The organism is Sphingomonas pseudosanguinis (genome assembly GCF_014196255.1).
GTDB lineage: Bacteria > Pseudomonadota > Alphaproteobacteria > Sphingomonadales > Sphingomonadaceae > Sphingomonas > Sphingomonas pseudosanguinis.
The window spans coordinates 482231-502275 of sequence record NZ_JACIDH010000001.1; the positions used below are offsets into that span (position 1 = coordinate 482231).

Sequence of the window (20045 nt, forward strand, 5' to 3'; positions counted from 1 at the left end):
TTATTCCGCCGGGCGTCCCGGTTTGTCGCCGACCCGCTGGATCACGGTCATCCGCCCGGCCACGTCGATCGCCACGCCCTCGCTGCGCGGATCGGCGGCACCGACCCAGCGGCCGCCGACGCGCTCGATGGCATTGGCCTTCAGCCCCATCGGCGCGACCGTCACGGCCTCGCCCAGCGCCTGAAGGCCGGGGACCAGCGCCTCCAGCGTGGTGCCCTGTTCGATCGTGGCGACCTTGCCCGGGGCGAAGACCAGGCCGGTCGCGATCGCGTCCTGCGCGCTCAGCTTCCAGTCGATGACGCCGATGATCGCCTTGGCGACCTGCGCGATGATGGTCGCGCCGCCCGCCGCGCCGACCGCCAGGCGCACCTTGCCGTCCGGGCCATAGACGATGGTCGGCGACATCGAGCTGCGCGGCCGCTTGCCACCCTCGACCCGGTTGGCGACCAGATCACCGTCCTTGACCGGCACGATGTCGAAATCGGTCAGCTCGTTGTTCAGCATCGTGCCGTCGATCGACAGGCCCGAGCCGAACGAGCCCTCGACGGTGGTCGTCACCTCGGCGACATTGCCGCCCGCGTCGACCGCGACGAGATCGGTGGTGCCCGCGACCTCGCTGACCGGTGCGCGGACCCGCGCCGGCGCGCCGGGCGGCGTGCCGGGCGAGACCGATGCCATGGTGCGATCGGGTGAGATCAGTGCGGAGCGGCTGGCGATATATCGGGGGTCGAACAACCCCTTCAGCGGCACGCGGACATAATCGGGATCGCCCAGATACATGTCGCGGTCCGCATAGGCGAGGCGGGAGGCCTCGGCGAACAGATGCCAGGCCTGCGGCGAGTCCTTGCCCAGCGATCCCATGTCGAAGCGTTCGAGCAGTTTCAGAATCGACAATACCGTCGACCCGCCGCCCGAGGAGGGGGCCATGCTGCAAATCCGGTATCCGCGATAGGTGTCGCACAGCGGCGGACGCGGCTTGGCGGCATAGGAGGCGAGGTCGCCGGTCGTCATCTTCGACGGGTTGCGTGGCGCGGTGTTGACCGTCGTGACCAGCTTCTGCGCCTGTGGCCCGACATAGAAATAGTCGGGGCCGAGTTTGGCGAGGCGTTCGAACAAGGCGGCCTGTTCGGGATTGCGGATGGTGCTGCCCAGCGGCAGGACCTGTCCGTCGGGACCGGTCAGCCGGGCGCGGGTGGGGGCGTCGACATGTGCGCCGTACCGAGTCAGCGCGGTCTGGAGACGCGGGGTCAGCTGGAACCCGTCGCGCGCCAGCCGGATCGCGGGCTGGAACAGCCGCGCCCAGGGCAGCTTGCCGCCCTTGGCATGGGCCAGCGCCATGCCGCGCAGCGCGCCGGGCACGCCGACGCTGCGCCCGCCGGGCACCGCCTCGGCATGGGTCAGCGGGCGGCCGTCCGGGCCATAGAACCAGTTCGGGGTGGCGGCCATCGGCGCGGTTTCGCGCGCGTCGATGCTGTCGGTGCCGCGCGGCCCGTGGCGGACCCAATAGCTGCCGCCGCCGATGCCGGAGCTTTGCGGTTCGACCACGTTCAGCGCCAGCATGGTGGCGATCGCGGCGTCGGTCGCGCTGCCGCCGGCGCGCAGGATCTCGACCCCGGCGGCGGCGGCGCGCGGGTCAGCGGCGCTGACCATACCCTCGGCGGGGGGCTTTGGGGCGGGCTGGGGGGCGGGCTGGCGCGCCTCGGCGGGCGCGGCGAGAGGCAGCGCGAGCGCCGCCACGGACAGGAGCCAGTGCTTCATCCGCCCGACCCTAGCGGCAAGGCGCGCCCTGCGCCAAGCCGTAACGTCAGGCGCCGATCGCCTGCGCGATATTCTCGAATCCGTCGCGGGCGAGCAGCGCGTCGAGATCGCGCAGGATGCGCGCGGCCAGCCCCGGCCCCTCATAGACCAGCGCGGAGTAAAGCTGGACCAGGCTCGCCCCCGCCCGGATGCGGGCATAGGCCTCCGCCCCGCTATCGATCCCGCCGGCGGCGATCAGGGGCAGCGCCGCCCCGGTGGCTTTCCGGAAATCGGCCAGCCGCGCGCGGGCAAGCGGGGCGAGCGGACGGCCCGACAGGCCGCCGGTCTCGGCCGCGTTGGCGCTGGTGACATGGGGCCGGGTGACGGTGGTGTTGCCGATGATGATCGCGTCCAACCGGTTGTCGATCGCGGCGCGCACGATCTCGTCGATCTGCGCGGGCTCGAGATCGGGGGCGACTTTAAGGAACAGCGGCACTGTGCCTGCCGCCTCGCGCGAGGTGGCCAGCAACTCGGCCAGCGCCGCGCCGTGCTGCAGGTCGCGCAAGCCAGGCGTGTTGGGGCTGGAGATGTTGATCGTCACGTAATCGGCGATCGGTGCCGCCTGGGTCACCCCGTGGCGATAATCGGCGATACGGTCGGCGGCGTCCTTGTTCGCGCCGACATTGATGCCCAGCACGCCCTTGCGCTTCGCCGCCTTCGCGCGCGCCAGCCCGGCGTCCAACCCGCCATTGTTGAAGCCGTAGCGATTGACCACCCCCTTATCCTCGACCAGCCGGAACAGGCGGGGTTTGGGGTTGCCGGGCTGGGGCTTGGGGGTCAGTGTGCCGATCTCGACCATGTCGAAGCCCAGGCCGAAAAAGCCGTCGATCGCCTCGCCATTCTTGTCGACGCCCGCCGCCAGCCCCAGCGGGTTGGCGAAGTCGATGCCTGCGATGCGCGTGGCGAGCCGGGGATAACGCGCCGAATCCACCCCCATCGGTGCGCCCAGCGAACCCCAGCGCGACAGCATCGCCACCGTCAGACCGTGGGCGCGTTCGGCATCGAGCGCGAAGAGGAGCGGGTGATAAAAGGCCATGCCGGCCCGGTTAGCGGATTGCGGGGGGAGGGGGAAGCGGGGTGGGGGCGCCTTCTACTTCTTTCTCCCCTCCCGCCTTCATTGCTCCCCCTCCCGCAGGCGGGAGGGGCGTGCCAAGACCGGAGGGCCGGTGTAATCAAAACGGAACGCTATTACCCAACATCGGTTGGTGGGGACCCACAGGGAGAGCCCCGATGAAGATCCCCGTCGCATTCACCCCCCAGGTCGAAGACGTAAAGCCCGAAGAGGGCGACACCGTCGACCAGATGAAACAGTCATTCGAGCATATCCTCGACACCACATCGAAGGACTATGGCCACGGCGTCCGCGCGGTCCATGCCAAGGCGCACGGCATCATCCGGGGCAGGCTGAAGGTTCATGACGCGCTTCCCGCCGAGCTGGCGCAGGGCCTGTTCGCCAAGCCGGGCGAATATGACGCGGTGGCGCGCATCTCCACCAACCCGGGCGATATACTTGATGACGCCATCGCCCTGCCGCGCGGCCTCGCGCTGAAGGTCATTGGGGTCGAGGGCGAGCGGCTGCCAGGGTCCGAAGGCGATGCGACGCAGGACTTCGTCATGGCCAATGCGCCGGTCTTCACCGCGCCGACGGCGGATGCCTTCGCCAAGAACTTAAAGATGCTCGCCTCGACGACCGACAAGTTCGAGGGCGGCAAGAAGCTGCTCTCGGGCATATTGCGCGGGATCGAGGCGACGCTGGAGACGGTCGGGGTCGAGAGCGCGACGCTCAAGACGCTGGGCGGATCGAAGCAGGTACACCCGCTGGGCGAGACCTATTACAGCCAGACGCCGTTCCGCTACGGCGACCATATCGCCAAGTTCGCCCTGTTTCCGGTCAGCCCGGCGCTGACCCAGCTGACCGGCGATACGGTCGACACGCATGACCGCCCCGACGCGCTGCGCGAAGTGGTGCGCGAGGTGATGATCGAGCAGGGCGGCCAGTGGGAGCTGCGTGTCCAGCTCAACCGCGACCTCGATGCCATGCCGATCGAGGACGCCACCGCCGAATGGAGCGAGGCGGACAGTCCGTACATCACCGTCGCGACCTTCACCGCCGAACCGCAGATCAGCTGGCAGGACGGCCAGACCAACGCGATCGACGATGCGCTGTCCTACAGCATCTGGCACGGCCTGGCCGCGCACCGGCCGCTGGGCAATGTCAACCGCGCACGGAAAGACACCTATCGCTTCTCGGCCGAATATCGCGGGCGGGTGAACGGCTGCCCGATGCACGAGCCGCGCGAAATGGCCGAGTTGCCGTGAGCGGCCCGCAGCCGCTAGGACAGGCGGCATGATCCGCCTGTTTCATGTCAGCGACGTGCATTTCGGTGCCGAGGACCCCGCCGCGCTCGCCTGGTTCGCCGAGCGGGTGGCGGCGGAAAAGCCCGACGCCGTCATCATGACCGGCGACCTGACCATGCGCGCGACCAAGCGCGAATTTCAGGCGGGCGGCGAATGGCTGCAATCGCTGGGCGTTCCGGTGACGGTCGAGGTCGGCAACCACGACATCCCCTATTATTGGGACCCGTTCCGCCGGTTCTTCGCGCCCTATCAGCGCTATGCGGCGGTCGAACGGATGATCGAGAAGCCGCTTGACCTGCCCGGCGTAACGGTCGTGCCGCTCAAGACCACCGCACGCGCCCAGTGGCGGTGGAACTGGTCGAAGGGGCGGGTCAGTTCCGGCTCGCTCCGCCGTGCGCTGGCGCTGATCGAACAGGCGCCCAAGGATCACCTGATCCTGGTCGCCGCGCACCATCCGCTGATCGAAGGGCCGACCAAGGGCACCGCCAAGACCCGCAATGGCGACGAGGCGTTGACCCAGCTGGCGGCGGCGGGCGCGCATGCGGTGCTGTCGGGCCATGTCCACGACCCGTTCGACGTGCCGATCGACCGCGATGGCTGGATCATCCGCATGATCGGCGCTGGCACCCTGTCCAAGCGCACCCGCAAGACCCCGCCCGCCTTCAACGAACTCCGCGTGGAGGGCAAGGGCTTCGAAACGCTGGTCCGCAGCTTCGGCGAAACCGCGCCGCATGTGATTACCGAGGATATGCGGGCGGGATGATGCCTTACTCGAAAGGCGGCGTGCGATAATCCTCGGCCAGCTTGCGGTAATAGGCGGCCGAACCGGCATTCCCTTGTGACGCGAAGCGCCGCGCTGCCGCGCTGGCGCCTGCCGATCCCGTCCTGAACACCTGGGTCAATTGTTCTGGGCGGTCGGCCTCGGGAACGACGCCGCGCCATTCCGGATCGAAGCGATAGGCGGGGATCAGTTGTGATCCGTTGACCTTCAACACGCCCTGTACGGGGCGGCCGCTGGCCATCCTGCCCAGGAAGAACTGATAGGGTTCGGCCTTGCCGAGGCGTAACACGCCCAACCCCTCGGCCCTGCTCTTGATGCAATCGCCCAGCCAGCGTGCAGGCCGTTGAATCAGATCGGCCGGGATGATCACGCGGCAATCGGCGGCCGACGGCGCTGCCGCACCGCCCCCGGCCGAACAGGCGGCGGCACCGCCGATGGCCAGCGTGATACCGATCGCGACGATCGCATGTGGTGGACGGATCATCCCGATCCTCTCCTTCAAAGCCCGAAACTGTCGAGCAGCGACGTGCTGCATTCGAAATGCATCGCATCATCCGTGGGAAAGGTCGCCCCCCAATACCAACCCGCGCGATTGAAGAACGGTGCCAGAGCATCCAGGCCGCGATTGGAACGATGCGATCCGCGCTGGGTCAAATAGCGGTCGATATAGAAGTCGATCGCGGTCCCGAACGCGTGATTGGACAATTTCGTACTCGATCCGCGCTGGAGCCGGTTGACCAGCATCCCCGCATTGCCGAGCAACGGGTAGAGTTCGGGAAGCTCACGGCGCACCGCGCTCAATACGCCCCGCAGGCTGGCGACGGCGGGGCGGATGCCGGTGGCGCGGAAGGGGCCGACATCTTCGATGACGATCAGCGCTCGCAGCTTGGGGTTGGTGACCGGGCCGCCGTTTCGATAGGCGATCTCGCTGGGGCGGCCGCCGAAGCGCCGGATCTGGCTTTCCGGTCCCGGCGATGAAAGCCCATGGTTGACCGATCCGCGCGCCGGCAGCGCGGTTTCGGTTTTCCAGAAGGCGCGTCTATCGCCGGATGGCGTGGCAGGCGTCGCTGCGGGGGCGGCCTTACGTGGCAGCGTCGTGGGGACGGTGGGTGCGGTCGTGATCCGATCCCGCGTAGCCGGCGCCGGGGTAACGGAGGACGTCGTGGTCAGGCGTCGCCACGTCGGACCATGGACGTCCACCCGACCATCGGGGCGGCGGGGGACCCGGCGTTGAAACCGCTCGATCGCGGAAATGGTCAGGCGACCGCATCGCCGATCAATGGGGCCGGGATGTTCGCCTGCATCGGTCAGCAATTGCTGGATGATGCCGACATCGGCGGGGCGATTATGGCCGCCCAATCCTACGGACGCTTGAATCTGGCGCATGGCGGAATCGACTCCCGATCATGTGACGGACTTGGTCTGCGACTGGTTTCGTTGCGCTTCGATCTGGAATATAAGGGAAATTCTTCGCGGCGTCATGCCCCGGTTGCGGCCGAATGATCCGCGTCGGACGAAAGGAGAAGTCGAAGCTCGCGCCCCGACCTCGCCCGGCCTGATCACCCCCGCATGACGTGCGGCCGTGCGGCGACCTGGTCGTACATCCGCCCCGGCTGGTCGAGCCAGATCGGCGAGAGCTTGGACGAGTCGGTGCGCTCCAGCCCGACCGCATAGGCGCAGCGGGCGACGCCCCAGTCGGTGTGTGCGGCGGCGGCCAGGATCGGCACGAACATCGGCCGGCCGGCGGCGTCGATGACGTGGATCGCCTCGCGCGGCAGCGCGCTGACGCCGCGCACGGTGCGGCTCTCGCCGGGTGCCAGTGCGAAGGGCGGGACGATCGGGCGGCCCTGCGGCTGGCGTGCGAGCTCGATCAACTGGCCGTCCAGTTCGCTATGCGCGCTGAGCAGGCGCAGGTCGACGGCGACACGCCCGATCGGGGTGGCGCCGGTGTTGCGCACGGTGATCTCCGCCTCGATCGTCGCGGACAGCATGTTCAGCCCGACGCGCAGCGGTCGCGCCTCGACCTGCAGGAAGCTGGGTTCGGGCGGCAGCGCCGGCGGTGGCGGGGCGGCGGGCTGGGGTGCGGCGGCGGGCGTCGCCGACGGGCGGGGCGTGGGCACGGCGGCGAAGTCCGGGGCCGGCTCGGCCGGGCGGGGTGCCGGGGCGGGCAGCGCGCGCGTACGACCGGCGCTGCGACGGCCCAGCCAGATACCGATGATCAGCGCACCGATGCCGGTGCCCGCGAGCAGCGGCCAGAAGGGCAGGCCGCCGCGATCCGTCTCGCCCTGTTCGGGCGCGGCGGTGTCCGGTGCGACAATGGCGGGCGTCGCGCCCTGGCCATTGGAAATATTCAAGCCGTCCATCGCCGTATCGGGGCGGTTGACGGGGCTGGATTCGGGGTCGGGCAGCCGCGTCGCGGGCGGCTCGGGCGTGGGGCTCGGTTCGGGCAGCGGCGCGGCCGCCGGAGTCGGGCTGGGCGCGGGCGTCGGGGTGGCGCGCGGCGTCGGACGCGGGGTGGGCGTCGCACGGGGCGTGGGGGCCGGGGTCGGCTCGGGCGTGGCCTGGCCCGGCAGGACCAGGCGCGGGGCCGGCGGCGTCGGCACCGGGGTCGCCGATTGCTGCGGCGTGGTGGCGCGCGGGGTCAGGCTGAATCCGTCCAGCCCCGAGGTGGAGGGGCGGCTGCTGGCATCACTGTCCTGCGGGGCGGCCTTGGCGAGGACGGGACTGGCCAGCGTCGGTGCGAGTGCCGGGGCCAGCGTCAGGACAAGAAGGCGCGCGGCGATGCGCGGCCCGGACGATGTCATGAAATGCAATCCTCGTGGTAACAACAGTCTTCATCGGCCGTTCGGGTCACCGACCCGACCGCCTAGCCGTGCCCGCTCGAACCGGCGGATGCAACCCCCCTCGGCCATATGATGGGTCCGGCCCGGCGCGTGTTTGACAGCGGGGGGTGTAAAGCCTATATCGCGGTCCTTCACCACAATCTTCGGGAAATGACGCGTCGTCGCGCAGCGTGTCGGTCGAATGGGAGATTGCTGGTTCATCGGACGCCGGATGCCGCCGCAAGCGATTGCGAGCGGCCTTTCGGCGTCTTTGCGTCGCGTCCCGTCCGGAGGTTTCCGGGCAGCGATTATACGGCTGACGAGGCAGACAGATCCATGGCAACCAAGGCGATCGACAGCGGCTCCGCCCCGCGCAAGGGCGATGGCAGCACCGCCAAGCGGCGCATCCGCAAGGTGTTCGGCGACATCCACGAAGTGGTGCAGATGCCGAACCTGATCGAGGTTCAGCGCGAAAGCTACGAGCAGTTCCTGCGTTCGGACAAGTCGCGGGGCCATGTGTCCGGCCTCGAAAAGACGCTGCGCAGCGTCTTCCCGATCCAGGATTTCGCCGGCACCGCCTATCTCGACTTCGATGACTATGTCCTCGAGGACCCGAAGTTCGACGTGGAAGAGTGCCGCCAGCGGGGCATCACCTATGCCGCGCCGATGCGCGTCACGCTGCGCCTGACCGCGTTCGAGGTCGATCCCGACACCGAAGCCAAGTCGGTCATCGATATCAAGGAGCAGGACGTCTACATGGGCGACATGCCCCTGATGACGGAGAACGGCACCTTCTTCATCAATGGCACCGAGCGCGTCATCGTCAGCCAGATGCACCGTTCTCCGGGCGTGCTGTTCGACCATGACCGTGGCAAGACCCACGCCTCGGGCAAGTATCTGTTCGCCGCGCGCGTGATCCCGTATCGCGGCTCGTGGCTGGACTTCGAGTTCGACGCCAAGGACATCGTCAACGTCCGTATCGACCGCAAGCGCAAGCTGCCGGTGACGGCGCTACTCTATGCGCTGGGCATGAACTCGGAAGAGATCCTCAACTATTTCTACAACCGCCTGACCTTCGTTCGCGGCGACGGCGGCTGGAAGATCCCGTTCCAGGCCGAGAACTGGCGCGGCGCCAAGCCGATGTTCGACATCGTCGACGCCAATTCGGGCGAGGTCGTGTTCCCGGCCGGCCAGAAGATTTCCCCGCGCGCTGCCAACAAGGCGGCCAAGGACGGCCTGTCGCAGCTGCTGATCCCGACCGAGGAAATCTTCGGTCGCTACTCGGCCTATGACCTGATCAACGAGCAGACCGGCGAAATCTACGTCGAAGCCGGTGATGAGATCAGCGCCGAGAATCTCGAAGCGCTGGACAAGGCGGGCGTCGACACGATCGAGCTGCTCGACATCGACCATGTCGCCACGGGTCCGTGGATTCGCAACACGCTGAAGGCCGATAAGGCCGAAGAGCGCGAGCAGGCGCTGTCGGACATCTACCGCGTGATGCGCCCCGGCGAGCCGCCGACGCTCGAGACGGCCGAAGCGCTGTTCGCCGGCCTGTTCTTCGATCCCGATCGCTACGACCTGTCGGCCGTGGGTCGCGTCAAGCTGAACATGCGTCTCGACCTCGACTGCCCGGACACGGTGACGACGCTGCGCACCGAGGACATCCTGGCGGTCGTCAAGACGCTGGTCGACCTGAAGGACGGCAAGGGCGAAATCGACGACATCGACAATCTCGGCAACCGCCGCGTGCGTTCGGTGGGCGAGCTGCTGGAGAACCAGTATCGCGTCGGCCTGCTGCGCATGGAGCGTGCGGTCAAGGAGCGCATGTCGTCGGTCGACGTGTCGACCGTCATGCCGAACGACCTGATCAACGCCAAGCCTGCGGTCGCTGCGGTGCGCGAGTTCTTCGGTTCGTCGCAGCTGTCGCAGTTCATGGACCAGACCAATCCGCTCTCCGAAGTGACGCACAAGCGTCGCGTCTCGGCGCTCGGGCCGGGCGGTCTGACGCGTGAGCGCGCGGGCTTCGAAGTCCGCGACGTTCACCCGACGCATTATGGCCGCATCTGCCCGATCGAAACGCCGGAAGGCCCGAACATCGGTCTGATCAACTCGCTGTCGACCTTCGCGCGCGTCAACAAGTACGGCTTCATCGAGACGCCGTACCGCAAGGTGATCGACGGCCGCGTTACCGACGAGGTCGTGTACCTGTCGGCGATGGAGGAGCAGAAGCACACCGTCGCCCAGGCTTCGGCCGCGACGGATGCGGACAACCGCTTCACCGAGGATCTGGTCTCGGCACGTCAGGCGGGCGAATTCCTGATGGCGCTGCCCGATCAGATCACCCTGATGGACGTGTCGCCGAAGCAGCTCGTCTCGGTCGCCGCCTCGCTCATTCCGTTCCTGGAAAACGACGACGCCAACCGCGCGCTCATGGGCTCGAACATGCAGCGCCAGGCCGTGCCGCTGGTGAAGGCGGAAGCGCCCTTCGTCGGCACCGGCATGGAAGAGACCGTGGCCCGCGACTCGGGCGCGGCGATAGCGGCGAAGCGTGCCGGTATCGTCGACCAGGTCGACGCGGCCCGCATCGTGGTTCGCGCCACGGGTGAGGTCGATGCCGGCAAGTCGGGCGTCGACATCTACACGCTGATGAAGTTCCAGCGTTCGAACCAGTCGACCTGCATCAACCAGCGTCCGCTGGTGAAGGTGGGCGACGTCGTGAAGGCGGGCGACGTGATCGCCGACGGCCCCTCGACCGAGTTCGGCGAGCTGGCGCTGGGCCGCAATGCGCTCGTCGCGTTCATGCCCTGGAACGGCTACAACTATGAGGACTCGATCCTCATCTCCGAGCGGATCGTGAAGGACGACGTGTTCACGTCGATCCATATCGACGAGTTCGAAGTCATGGCGCGCGACACCAAGCTCGGGCCGGAAGACATCACCCGCGACATTCCGAACGTGGGTGAAGAGGCGCTGCGCAACCTCGACGAGGCGGGCATCGTCTATGTCGGGGCCGAGGTGGAGCCGGGCGACATCCTGGTCGGCAAGATCACGCCGAAGGGCGAATCGCCGATGACGCCGGAAGAGAAGCTCCTCCGCGCGATCTTCGGTGAAAAGGCCAGCGACGTGCGCGACACCTCGCTCCGCCTGCCGCCGGGCGTGGCTGGGACCATCGTCGACGTGCGCGTCTTCAATCGTCACGGCATCGACAAGGACGAGCGCGCGATGGCGATCGAGCGCGAGGAGATCGAGCGTCTGAAGAAGGACGCCGACGACGAGCGCACGATCCTCAACCGGGCGACCTGGAGCCGCCTGCGCGAGATGCTGCTCGACCAGACCGCCACCGCCGCGCCCAAGGGCGTGAAGAAGGGCATCGTCATCGATGCCGAGGTGCTGGAATCGGTCGATCGTCACGAATGGTGGAAGTTCGCCGTCGCCGACGACGCGCGCCAGAGCGATCTGGAAGCGGTCAAGGCGCAGTATGACGAAGCCGCCAAGCGGATCACGGACAAGTTCCATGACCGCCGCGACAAGCTGGAGCGTGGTGACGAGCTGCCGCCGGGCGTGCTGAAGATGGTCAAGGTCTTCGTCGCGGTGAAGCGCAAGCTGCAGCCGGGCGACAAGATGGCCGGCCGTCACGGCAACAAGGGCGTCATCAGCCGCATCCTGCCGCAGGAGGACATGCCCTTCCTCGCGGACGGGACGCCGGTCGATCTCGTGCTGAACCCGCTGGGCGTGCCGTCGCGCATGAACGTCGGTCAGATCTTCGAGACGCACCTGGGCTGGGCGGCGCGCAACCTGGGTATGCAGGTCGCGGCGCAGCTCGAGGATTGGCGTGAAGCCAACCCCGACGCCAAGCCGGGCGCGGTGCCGGAAGCGGTCAAGTCGCGGCTCGTGGAGATCTACGGCGATCATTATGCCGACGACATCCAGGCGCGTGACGACGAGGAAGTGGCCGAGCTGGTCCAGAACATCCGCACCGGCGTGCCGATGGGGACCCCGGTGTTCGACGGCGCGCGCGAGAGCGACGTGTCGGAGATGCTGGAGCTGGCGGGTCTGCACACCTCGGGCCAGTCGGACCTGTTCGACGGGCGCACTGGCGATCAGTTCGACCGCAAGGTGACCGTGGGCATCATCTACATGCTGAAGCTGCACCACCTGGTCGACGACAAGATCCACGCGCGTTCGATCGGGCCGTACAGCCTCGTCACCCAGCAGCCGCTGGGCGGTAAGGCGCAGTTCGGTGGCCAGCGCTTCGGTGAGATGGAAGTGTGGGCGCTGCAGGCTTACGGCGCGGCGTACACGCTCCAGGAAATGCTGACGGTGAAGTCGGACGACGTGGTCGGCCGCACCAAGGTCTACGAAGCGATCGTCAAGGGCGACGACACCTTCGAGGCGGGCATCCCGGAGAGCTTCAACGTGCTGGTCAAGGAAATGCGCTCGCTGGGTCTCAACGTCGACCTCAAGTCGATGGAAGACGCCCAGGACGACGGTCTGGCCGAGGCGGCGGAGTAAGACAGGTGACGCCGGTGGGGCACATGCTCCACCGGCGCCTTGCCTACCTCGCCCGATGAATTTTCCCTCCCTGTGAGGAAAGCGAAATGAACGAACTGACCAACTTCGCCAATCCGGTGGCCAAGCCGGAAACCTTCGACCAGATTCAGATCGGCATCGCGTCGCCCGACAAGATCCGTTCCTGGTCGTTCGGCGAGATCAAGAAGCCCGAGACGATCAACTACCGTACGTTCAAGCCGGAACGTGACGGCCTGTTCTGCGCGCGCATCTTCGGTCCGATCAAGGATTACGAATGCTTGTGCGGCAAGTACAAGCGCATGAAGTACAAGGGCATCGTCTGCGAAAAGTGCGGTGTCGAAGTCACGGTGTCGAAGGTCCGCCGCGAGCGGATGGGCCATATCGAGCTGGCGGCGCCGGTCGCGCACATCTGGTTCCTGAAGTCGCTGCCGTCGCGCATCGGCCTGCTGCTCGACATGCAGCTCAAGCAGCTCGAGCGCGTGCTGTATTTCGAAGCCTATATCGTCATCGAGCCGGGCCTGACCCCGCTGGAGAAGTATCAGCTTCTCACCGAGGACGAGCTGCTCGACGCGCAGGATGAATATGGCGAGGACGCGTTCTCGGCCGGCATCGGCGCGGAAGCGGTCCGCATCATGCTCGAGAGCCTCGACCTCGAGGGCGAGCGCGTGCAGTTGCTCGAAGAGCTGGCGACGACCAAGTCGGAGCTGAAGCCCAAGAAGATCATCAAGCGCCTGAAGGTCGTCGAGAGCTTCATCGAATCGGGCAACCGCCCCGAATGGATGATCCTGGAAGTGATCCCGGTCATCCCGCCCGAGCTGCGCCCGCTGGTGCCGCTGGACGGTGGTCGTTTCGCGACCTCGGACCTGAACGACCTGTATCGCCGCGTCATCAACCGCAACAACCGCCTGAAGCGCCTGATGGAGCTGCGTGCGCCGGACATCATCGTCCGCAACGAAAAGCGCATGTTGCAGGAAGCGGTCGACGCGCTGTTCGACAACGGCCGCCGTGGCCGCACGATCACGGGTGCCAACAAGCGTCCGCTGAAGTCGCTGTCCGACATGCTGAAGGGCAAGCAGGGCCGCTTCCGTCAGAACCTTCTGGGTAAGCGCGTCGACTATTCGGGCCGTTCGGTCATCGTGACCGGTCCGGAACTCAAGCTGCACCAGTGCGGCCTGCCCAAGAAGATGGCGCTCGAGCTGTTCAAGCCGTTCATCTACGCGCGCCTCGACGCCAAGGGTCTTTCGATGACCCTGAAGCAGGCCAAGAAGTGGGTCGAGAAGGAGCGCAAGGAAGTCTGGGACATCCTGGACGAGGTGATCCGCGAGCACCCGGTCATGCTGAACCGCGCGCCGACGCTCCACCGTCTGGGCATCCAGGCGTTCGAGCCGGTGCTGATCGAGGGCAAGGCGATCCAGCTTCACCCGCTGGTCTGCTCGGCGTTCAACGCCGACTTCGACGGCGACCAGATGGCCGTGCACGTCCCGCTGTCGCTCGAAGCGCAGCTGGAAGCGCGCGTCCTGATGATGTCGACCAACAACATCCTGTCGCCCGCGAACGGCAAGCCGATCATCGTGCCGTCGCAGGACATGGTGCTGGGCCTCTATTACCTCTCGCTCGAAAAGCAGAAGGAACCGGGCGAGGGCATGATGCTGGCGGACATGGAGGAGGTCCATCAGGCCCTCTTCGCCGGTGCCGTCACGCTGCACACCAAGATCGTCAGCCGCGTCCCGCAGACCGACGAGCAGGGCAACCAATACCTCAAGCGCTTCGAGACGACCCCGGGCCGCATGCTGCTGGGCGAGACGCTGCCGAAGAGCCACAAGGTGCCCTTCGACATCGTCAACCGCGTCCTGACCAAGAAGGACGTCGGCGAGGTGATCGACGAGGTGTATCGTCACACCGGCCAGAAGGAGACCGTGCTGTTCGCCGACGCGATCATGGCGCTGGGCTTCCGTCACGCGTTCCGCGCCGGCATTTCGTTCGGCAAGGACGACATGATCATCGCACCGGACAAGGATCGTCTGGTCGACGAGACGCGGGAGCAGGTGAAGGACTTCGAGCAGCAGTATCAGGACGGCCTGATCACGCAGCAGGAGAAGTATAACAAGGTGATCGACGCCTGGAGCCGTTGCGGCGACCAGGTCGCGAACTCGATGATGAACGAGATCAAGGCGGTCCGTCATTACGAGGACGGCCCGATGGAAGGCCGTGAGAAGCCGATCAACTCGATCTACATGATGGCCCACTCGGGCGCCCGTGGTAGCCCCGCCCAGATCAAGCAGTTGGCGGGTATGCGCGGCCTGATGGCCAAGCCGTCGGGCGAGATCATCGAGACGCCGATCATCTCGAACTTCAAGGAAGGTCTGACCGTCCTTGAATATTTCAACTCGACCCACGGCGCGCGTAAGGGCCTGGCCGACACGGCATTGAAGACGGCGAACTCGGGTTACCTGACCCGCCGTCTGGTGGACGTCAGCCAGGACTGCGTCATCATCGAAGAGGATTGCGGCACGACCCGCGCCCTCGAGATGAAGGCGATCGTGCAGGGCGGTTCGACCATCGCCTCGCTCGGCGAGCGTATCCTGGGCCGCACCACGGCCGAGGACATCGTCAACGCCAAGACCGGCGAAGTCATTATCCCGTCGGGCGTCCTGCTCGACGAGCCGATGGTGGCGAAGATCGAGGCCGCGAACACCCAGTCGGTCAAGATCCGCAGCCCGCTGGTCTGCGAATCGAAGGTCGGTGTCTGCGGCAAGTGCTATGGCCGTGACCTCGCCCGCGGTACGCCGGTGAACATCGGCGAAGCAGTCGGCGTCATCGCGGCGCAGTCTATCGGTGAGCCGGGTACGCAGCTGACCATGCGTACCTTCCACATCGGTGGCGCGGCGCAGCTGAACGAGCAGTCGAACCTGGAAGCGGCCGTGGACGGCACCGTCCAGTTCCGCGACCTGCGCCTGATCGTCGACCAGCGTGGTCGCCGCGTGGTGCTGAGCCGTTCGGGTGAGATCGCGATCGTCGACATGGACGGCCGCGAGCTCTCGGTGGATCGTATCCCTTATGGTGCGTACGTGCTGTTCGACGATGGCCACATCGTGTCGAAGGGCGACCGCATGGCCGAATGGGACCCGTTCACCATGCCGGTGATCACGGAAAACCCCGGTACGGTGAAGTTCCAGGACCTCATCGAGGGCAAGACCCTGACCGAGCAGGTCGACGAAGCCACGGGTATCGCCCAGCGCGTCGTCACCGAGTACCGCGCCTCGACCAAGTCGAAGGAGGATCTGCGTCCGCGCATGACCCTGCTCGACGACAATTCGGGCGAGGCCGGTCGCTACATGCTGGCGCCGGGTGCGACGCTCTCGGTCGAGGACGGGGCGCAGGTGCAGGGCGGTGACGTTCTGGCCCGTGTCGCTCGCGAGTCGGCCAAGACCCGCGACATCACCGGCGGTCTGCCGCGCGTCGCCGAGCTGTTCGAGGCGCGTGTTCCCAAGGACTCGGCGATCATCGCCAAGGTCTCGGGCCGTGTCGTGTTCGGCAAGGACTACAAGGCGAAGCGCAAGATCGGCATCCAGCCTGAGGATGGCGGCGAGGTCGTCGAGTATCTGGTGCCGAAGTCGAAGGTGATCGACGTTCAGGAAGGCGACTACGTCAAGCGTGGCGACAATCTGATCGGCGGCTCGCCCGATCCGCACGACATTCTGGAAACGATGGGCGTGGAGCCGCTGGCCGAATATCTGGTCAGCGAAATCCAGGAAGTTTACCGTCTCCAGGGCGTGAAGATCAACGACAAGCACATCGAGACGATCGTTCGTCAGATGCTGCAGAAGGTCGAGATCACCGATGGCGGCGACACCACGCTGCTGAAGGGCGAGCAGGTCGATCGCGAGGAAATGGACGCGATCAACGACAAGCTCGACGCGAACCAGGTCCGTGCACAGGGCAAGCCCGTCCTGCTCGGCATCACCAAGGCGTCGCTGCAGACCCGCAGCTTCATCTCGGCGGCGTCGTTCCAGGAGACCACCCGCGTCCTCACCGAGGCGGCGGTCCAGGGCAAGCAGGACACGCTGATGGGCCTGAAGGAGAATGTCATCGTCGGCCGCCTGATCCCGGCGGGTACCGGTGCTGGCATGAACCGTCTGCGCGTGGCGGCCTCCAGCCGCGATGCGGCGCTCCGCGCCCAGCAGCGCAAGCTGGCCGAGGCGATCGTCGCGCCGGTCAGTGCGGCCGAGCAGCGGGCGGCGGAAAACGCCCGTTCGCCGCGTGATGATGCGGGCACGGGCAGCGATCCGCTGGCCGAGGTCGTGCCGTCGGGCGAAGGCACCGACGCGGATGCCGGTGAGTATCTGAACGACTGATCCGGCTAACGGATTGGAATTAAAGGGCCGCCGTCCGGGCAACCGGGCGGCGGCTTTTTTGCAACCAGACCGGTACATTTTGTCGTTGACGCGCGCGCAGGACTGGCGGAGAGGCCGGCGCGACGAAAACCCCCGATTTGCGCCGAATGGAGGGTGCGCAAGACTTTGTAACGGGAACCGAAACCCCCTCCCAACCATATACAAATATTGGAGAAGATCCCCGAACCGCGCGGGTTATTGGCACGGCGCGGGGACCCTGGAGACCTGAGATGACGTCGCCTGAGATTGACGAAGATTATTTCTACCAACGTGCTGAAACGGAACTGGAACTGGCGCAGAAGGCGACCCACCCCGCAGCGGTTCGAGCGCACTATATCATCGCCAACCACTATCTCGATCGCGTGTACAGCCAGCCCGCCGAGGGCGCGGTGATCGAGGCGGCGGAGTAAGACGCGGGGCGGGACGAGCCGCTTTCCGACCATCAGTCGACAGGCGCCTGCGGGCGCCTGTTTCATATCTGGGTGCCGTCGGTTCCCTGGATCGGGCGAAGGTGGGGTGACCGCGTGGATATGGCGGGCGGTCCAGACATGCTGGCCGTCATCATCACCGGGCATCCCTGCTTGGATGCTGCTTTGAAGTCCGATGCTCACCCTGGCCTGACGGGCCAAGGGGCGGTTTATGGGGACTGCACCGGTCCCGTACGAGCCCCACCTTCAACAGGCTTAGAGCCGATCGACATTCCTCCCCTGGAAGGGGAGGTGGCAGGCCGTAAGGCCTGACGGAGGGGTGTCCCCGTTGGCGAGATCGGTCTTGTCTTACGACCGGGGGCACCCTTCCACCATAGTCCGCATGTGTGCGAGTAACACGGTGCCCCGGGCAGCCGTTTGGCATACCGGGGGTATGCCAATGCTTGCACACCTTACGCTTAAGGGCGGAATGAAAGGGGTGTGGCCTGAATGTTGATCGGGCCCAAGGCCGGATCAATACTCAAATATGCCCTTCCTTTCCCTCGCCCCTCTCAGAGGGGAGAGGGTTGCGCAGACTTGGTCTTTGCCAAGCAAAGGCCTAATCGGAGCTGGGTGAGTGGTGGGCGCTCGCAAGGGCGAGCACGCGAGCCGTCAGGCTCGCTCAACCCCTCACCCAAGCTGCGCTAGCCAGCACGCTGGCAAGCTCCGCTAACCCTCTCCCCTATCCAGGGGAGAGGGGAGCGTGAATGTCGATTGACCCTTGGCGGCCGCTTCGCTCAGCGGGCCGGCGATCCGCTTGCCATCGCCCGTCAAGCATAAGCCCTTGAGCAGGGTGACAGGAGATGGACCCACCCTTCGTTACAGGGGACCGTTGCGAAATTCGCGTTTTCTCGCTCTTTACGCACCACCCCGGCGAAGGCCGGGGTCCAGATGTTGAAGGCTTTCCATCGCTGATCGGCGCTTACCCGACTGGGCGCCGGCGTGCGCCGGGGTCGTGTAAAGCGTTTTGCAACGATACCCTTCAGGAGAGGGGGCGGGGGTAGGGTGTATCCGTAAGCGTGGCATTCGTGGACAGGCCCCACCCCAACCCCTCCCCTGAAGGGGAGGGGCCTGCATCGATCCAGGGTATCATCTCCGTCTTGTCCGACAGGAGCGGGAAAGGCGGGGCGAGGCCATCGCTCATTCGGTCACTGGGCTTTGGCAGGCGGTATCGGCGTGTATTGCGTGGACACCAGCCGCCAGTCGCCCTGGGCCTTGCGGGCGACATAGCGCACGCGCACCGAGCGGGTCGTGCCGTTGGGCAGGCTGATCGTGCGTCGTGCGGTTACGATTCCCACCGGCCCGTGGGCGTGGACGAAGATGTCGGTGCTGACCATCGGCGGGGCGGGGTGCCTGGCCTCCGGGGCGTAATAGCCCAGCACCTTGTCGCGCATATCCACGTCGCCGATAGGCGAAATCTCTTCATAATCGGGCGCCAGCGTCCGATCGAGCGCGGCCGGATCGAATCCGGTCCGCGCTGCTTCGAAGCGCTCGACCAGCGCGCGCAGGGGGGCGTCCTGTGTGGCGGTCATGGGGGCGGTTGCCGCGCCGACCAATACCAGTCCTGCCATCAGAAAATTCATCGCCATGCTCCCCCTATGCGTCTCGCCCCGCATTCCACGCGAGATCGTGCGCCGGCGCAAGCGGGTTTGCCGCAAGGATCAGGGGACCGTAGGGGGCCGACGCAAAAGAAAAGGGCGACCCCCGCAAAGGGGCCGCCCTTTCTGTAGCTCGCCAAGCGAACGGGTGCGGAAGGTTGCCCTGCCGCAGTCCGATTACTTGAGCTCGACGGTCGCGCCGGCTTCTTCGAGCTGCTTCTTGATCTTCTCGGCCTCGTCCTTGGCAATGCCTTCCTTGACGGGCTTCGGAGCGCCTTCGACCAGCGCCTTGGCTTCGGTCAGGCCCAGGCCGGTGATCGCGCGGACTTCCTTGATGACGTTGATCTTCTTGCCACCGTCGCCGGTGAGGATCACGTCGAATTCGGTCTTCTCTTCAGCGGCCGGAGCAGCAGCGCCGCCAGCAGCAGGAGCCGCGGCAACAGCAGCGGCGGCCGAGACGCCCCACTTCTCTTCGAGCATCTTCGAGAGCTCAGCGGCCTCGAGGACGGTCAGCTCGCTCAGCTGGTCAACCAGCGCGTTCAGGTCTGCCATGTTCTTATCTCCAATACGGGCCGGGTAAATTGGCCCGAGTGTGTCAGTTCAATCGTGTACGCCCGAAGATCAGGCGGCTTCCTTGTCCTTGTCGGCATACGCCGCGAGGACGCGGGCGATCTGCGCCGCGGGAGCCTGGGTGATGGTGGCCAGCTTCGTGGCAGGCGCCACGATGAGACCGACCAGCTTCGCCCGGAGCTCGTCCAGCGAGGGCAGAGTCGCCAGCGCCTGCACGCCTGCGACATCAAGGACGTTCGCACCCATCGATCCGCCGACGATCTCGAACTTGTCGGTCGTCTTGGCGAATTCCACGGCCACCTTGGCGGCGGCCACGGGATCGATCGAGCTGGCGATGCCGACGGGACCCGTCAGCATGTCAGCGACACCGGCATAGTCGGTGCCCTGGGCTGCGATCTTGGCAAGCCGGTTCTTCGAGACCTTGTAGGTCGCGCCGGCTTCCCGCATCTTCGTGCGCAGGGCCGTCGACTGGGCGACGGTCATGCCGTGGTTGCGGGTGATGACCACCACGCCAACCTCGTTGAAGTTGCTGTTCAGCTCGGCGACGGCCTGGGTCTTTTGATCGCGATCCATGCCATTCTCCATGGTTGGAACGACCGCGAACGGTCATCCCGGTTGCTTGACCGGGGGGTGTGACCACCCCTCGGGGTGTCCAGCGATGGGGAATGGGCAACCGACGCGTGAGAAACGCGGGGCAGACCGGGCGGGACCAGCGAGGGGCACGA

At 66.3% G+C, this 20045-nt stretch carries 13 protein-coding genes; 5 read left to right on the plus strand and 8 right to left on the minus strand.

All coding sequences use genetic code 11. The features are described 5' to 3' along the window. Nucleotides 1-1758, minus strand: coding sequence for a gamma-glutamyltransferase (ggt, locus tag GGR48_RS02300; RefSeq protein WP_183950274.1), 1758 nt, complete (start codon nucleotides 1756-1758; stop codon nucleotides 1-3). A gap of 46 nt (nucleotides 1759-1804) precedes the next feature. Beyond that, entirely contained in the window at nucleotides 1805-2833 is a 1029-nt protein-coding gene (locus tag GGR48_RS02305) for a quinone-dependent dihydroorotate dehydrogenase (RefSeq protein WP_183950275.1), read from the minus strand. A gap of 194 nt (nucleotides 2834-3027) precedes the next feature. Here GGR48_RS02305 and GGR48_RS02310 point away from each other — a divergent pair, with 194 nt between their 5' ends. Together GGR48_RS02310 and GGR48_RS02315 are read left to right on the plus strand one after the other, a co-directional pair. After that, entirely contained in the window at nucleotides 3028-4116 is a 1089-nt protein-coding gene (locus GGR48_RS02310; RefSeq protein ID WP_183950276.1) for a catalase family protein, read from the plus strand. Between the two features lie 28 nt (nucleotides 4117-4144). Beyond that, nucleotides 4145-4918, plus strand: coding sequence for a metallophosphoesterase family protein (locus GGR48_RS02315; protein ID WP_183950277.1), 774 nt, complete (start codon nucleotides 4145-4147; stop codon nucleotides 4916-4918). A 4-nt stretch (nucleotides 4919-4922) separates the two neighbouring features. On the opposite strand, the gene GGR48_RS02320 is transcribed toward GGR48_RS02315, so the two are convergent. From GGR48_RS02320 to GGR48_RS02330, 3 genes are all read right to left on the minus strand, one after another. Beyond that, complete coding sequence (locus GGR48_RS02320; protein WP_183950278.1) at nucleotides 4923-5420, minus strand: hypothetical protein; 498 nt, start codon at nucleotides 5418-5420, stop codon at nucleotides 4923-4925. A gap of 14 nt (nucleotides 5421-5434) precedes the next feature. Then, nucleotides 5435-6322, minus strand: coding sequence for a M15 family metallopeptidase (locus GGR48_RS02325; protein WP_183950279.1), 888 nt, complete (start codon nucleotides 6320-6322; stop codon nucleotides 5435-5437). Between the two features lie 173 nt (nucleotides 6323-6495). Continuing rightward, nucleotides 6496-7740: a hypothetical protein gene (locus GGR48_RS02330; protein WP_183950280.1), complete on the minus strand. Its 1245-nt coding sequence runs from the start codon at nucleotides 7738-7740 to the stop codon at nucleotides 6496-6498. Between the two features lie 354 nt (nucleotides 7741-8094). On the opposite strand from GGR48_RS02330, the gene rpoB reads away from it, so the two are divergent. The 3 genes from rpoB to GGR48_RS02345 all read left to right on the plus strand — a co-directional run bounded on the left by rpoB (nucleotide 8095) and on the right by GGR48_RS02345 (nucleotide 17095). Continuing rightward, entirely contained in the window at nucleotides 8095-12273 is a 4179-nt protein-coding gene (gene rpoB / locus GGR48_RS02335; RefSeq protein ID WP_183950281.1) for a DNA-directed RNA polymerase subunit beta, read from the plus strand. A gap of 86 nt (nucleotides 12274-12359) precedes the next feature. Next, nucleotides 12360-16646, plus strand: a complete 4287-nt coding sequence (gene rpoC, locus GGR48_RS02340; RefSeq protein ID WP_183950282.1) for a DNA-directed RNA polymerase subunit beta' — start codon at nucleotides 12360-12362, stop codon at nucleotides 16644-16646. A gap of 269 nt (nucleotides 16647-16915) precedes the next feature. Beyond that, nucleotides 16916-17095 carry a hypothetical protein gene (locus tag GGR48_RS02345; RefSeq protein ID WP_183950283.1) on the plus strand — a complete coding sequence of 60 codons (180 nt, stop codon included), beginning with the start codon at nucleotides 16916-16918 and terminating at the stop codon, nucleotides 17093-17095. A 1205-nt stretch (nucleotides 17096-18300) separates the two neighbouring features. On the opposite strand, the gene GGR48_RS02350 is transcribed toward GGR48_RS02345, so the two are convergent. From GGR48_RS02350 to rplJ, 3 genes are all read right to left on the minus strand, one after another. Then, on the minus strand, nucleotides 18301-18735 hold the full coding sequence (locus GGR48_RS02350; protein ID WP_240456161.1) for a nuclear transport factor 2 family protein: 435 nt from the start codon (nucleotides 18733-18735) through the stop codon (nucleotides 18301-18303). A gap of 192 nt (nucleotides 18736-18927) precedes the next feature. Beyond that, nucleotides 18928-19302: a 50S ribosomal protein L7/L12 gene (rplL, locus tag GGR48_RS02355; protein ID WP_007403895.1), complete on the minus strand. Its 375-nt coding sequence runs from the start codon at nucleotides 19300-19302 to the stop codon at nucleotides 18928-18930. Nucleotides 19303-19371: 69 nt separating this feature from the next. Then, on the minus strand, nucleotides 19372-19893 hold the full coding sequence (gene rplJ, locus GGR48_RS02360; RefSeq protein WP_183950285.1) for a 50S ribosomal protein L10: 522 nt from the start codon (nucleotides 19891-19893) through the stop codon (nucleotides 19372-19374). Nucleotides 19894-20045 lie beyond the last annotated feature (152 nt).